Origin of the sequence: Candidatus Jidaibacter acanthamoeba (assembly GCF_000815465.1) — a bacterium.
GTDB lineage: Bacteria > Pseudomonadota > Alphaproteobacteria > Rickettsiales > Midichloriaceae > Jidaibacter > Jidaibacter acanthamoebae.
Genome location: NZ_JSWE01000241.1, coordinates 1 through 2317, shown reverse-complemented (window position 1 = coordinate 2317; position 2317 = coordinate 1). Strand labels below are relative to the sequence as shown.

Sequence of the window (2317 nt, the reverse complement as noted above, 5' to 3'; positions counted from 1 at the left end):
CCGATATAAAAGCATTATAGGTGCGAAACTAAGATATAGAAAATGGGACAATCAAGATGCAGAAACATTACTTAATTGCCATATGCTTAACAAAATGACTAACCTGGGTATGCTTCAATCGGTAAAACTCACTTAAATAACAGGGGTATAGGGAAAATATACTTCAACTTTGATTTGAGCAACAAAGCCGATTAAAAGTCCCCAAAAAGCAGAAAAAGAGAGGAAGGCTATACTTTAATGATGGTAGCTGTATTAGACTTAGGCCATTATATGCTAATCATGTGTGGAGTTACGATTTTGTAACAGATAGGCTAAGTAATGGCAGGAAGATCAGGATGCTAACAGTAATAGGAGACCATTCAAAAGCTGGGGGTAAATCATGCGGCAATGGGTAAAGGTTGCTCTTCTCCATCCATGCCCGGATACCAATTTGCAAAAGATTCTTTTAGTTCCTGATTTAATGTTTTGGTTCTAAGTTGGATCATTAAATGGGCTCCTTCCTTACTCCATCTCATTTTGTAAAACAAATATGAATTCTATTTTTCCTATAATTTCCCTTTTAATTTACTTGGCTCCTCTACTTCTCTTAAAAGCTCTGCTGCTTGGTTTTTACATCCAAGCTTCTTATATGCATCTGCAGTAAAATATAAAGCTAGTACCTTATCTTCTTGCTGTTGTGGTGAAAGATCACTAGTGCACTTAAAAGATAAATTTATTGCTTTGAGTTTTTCTAATGCTGCTTTTGCTTCTTCCTTATTATCATGCATTGCATGCAATCTAACTAATAAGTAACAAGCCAATAAACGTGGCGCTACCTCTATACTCTCCCGCTTATCAGATTTCTTATCAAGCAATTGCTGAATTGGCTCTACTGCAGCTAACTTTTCCAATTGACTATACCATAATTTTGAATAATCATTTTGTAACTTGATAGCTTGAATTAATAATTCTTGTATCTTTATATACTCCTCTTGATTAGCAGCATTATGATATTTAAACAATAACGTTGCATAAGCTGCACATAAGTTAGAGCTTATTGGTTCATCGGATTCTATATTTAATGCTGATTCAAATAATATCCTACATTTATCAAGACACTTTTCAAATTGCTCCTTATCATCATATTCAAAAAACCCTGCTACTTTAACATTGTATAAAGATGCTAGAGTATGTTTTATAGTTCTTGCTTGAGGTAAAAGCTTTTCACTTAATACTTCATAACAGCTAATAGCAAGCTCAAGTTTACCATTCTCAAAAAATTTTATTCCAATTTCTTTTAGTTGCTCCTGCTTTATTCCAATTGAAGAATATAATTTAAGTCCTTCTTCTAATTCATTTGAGAGAATTTTTATATTAGCATACTCTATAATTACCTCATCTGCTAATGTTGAAAATAATATCTTAGCTATTTCAAGAGCTTTTAGCATAAATCCTCTCAAACTACTACTAAGCGGAATTGATCCTATTGAGTATTCAGTATTTCTTATTATCGGTATTGCTAACTTAATGAAGCCTTGTATTATACTAAACAGGTTATCAGAATTCTGTTGCATAGCTTTAAAAATCGCTTCCTGTGTAGTAGGTTGAGCTATAGACCCTATTATAGTAATTATTTGATATAATGCCTCATCAGAAAGACTTTTTTCTTCTTCTTCTTTTTCATTTTTCATTCCTAATTCACTAATCATAAAGTATTTTAGGATTGGCAATACATAAACTGTAATCTTGTTTTTATCATCTCCTCCTAAAGTATCATTTATTACACAATTATTATCCGAAGTTTGCCCTTTATAAATATTATAAATACTTAGTCTTAGCTCTGTAACCAGTGCAAAATCTATTAAGCTTTGCTCTTCTAGATAATCCCATGTACTATCAAATACTTTAGATGGCTCTAAAGCTTTTCTCTCAAAAAATCTGTAAATCGATTTTATAACAATAGATTTCATTACAGAAGAAAAATTTTTACTGAATATTTGCTCAATTATTTTTGGGAACCCATGTTTTTCAAGATCTCTCTCTAAAAGTTTTTGTAATAAGCTTTTCTCTATAGGGCACCTTTCTGCTAAACATTTATTATATAATTCATTACTTCCATGTATCAAAGTTATAAAATTTAAAGCCTGCAATAGTGGCAACTCATCTCTCTTGAAATTTTCCCTTTGTAAGAAATTTACATATTCTTCAGGCGTAAAAATCAACTCATAATCTTCATGATCTTTATACCCTTGCCTACCAAGTGGAGTCTTGCATGCATGAGAGTGTGGGCCGTCAAAACTAAACCCACTTTTTATTAATCTATCATAAAACCAATTAT

2 protein-coding genes and 2 pseudogenes are annotated in these 2317 nt (G+C 31.9%); 2 read left to right on the top strand and 2 right to left on the bottom strand.

Annotated features, from left to right (window positions below; all coding sequences use genetic code 11):
- Together NF27_RS13095 and NF27_RS13090 are read left to right on the top strand one after the other, a co-directional pair.
- Positions 1 to 136, top strand: a pseudogene (locus tag NF27_RS13095) (IS5-like element ISParac1 family transposase); the annotation flags it as partial.
- A gap of 55 nt (positions 137 to 191) precedes the next feature.
- Positions 192 to 365 (top strand): annotated as a pseudogene (locus NF27_RS13090) (IS3 family transposase); the annotation flags it as partial.
- Positions 366 to 377: 12 nt separating this feature from the next.
- Here NF27_RS13090 and NF27_RS12700 read toward each other — a convergent pair.
- On the bottom strand, positions 378 to 515 hold the full coding sequence (locus tag NF27_RS12700) for a hypothetical protein (RefSeq protein WP_161791871.1): 138 nt from the start codon (positions 513 to 515) through the stop codon (positions 378 to 380).
- 30 nt (positions 516 to 545) lie between these two features.
- A partial coding sequence (locus tag NF27_RS12695) for a tetratricopeptide repeat protein (RefSeq protein ID WP_039459582.1) occupies positions 546 to 2317 on the bottom strand: 1772 nt, incomplete at its 5' end.

Bases quoted from the DNA above. Each gene is read 5' to 3' on its own strand.
- NF27_RS12700 (WP_161791871.1), bottom strand. From the start codon at position 515: ATGAGATGGAGTAAGGAAGGAGCCCATTTAATGATCCAACTTAGAACC.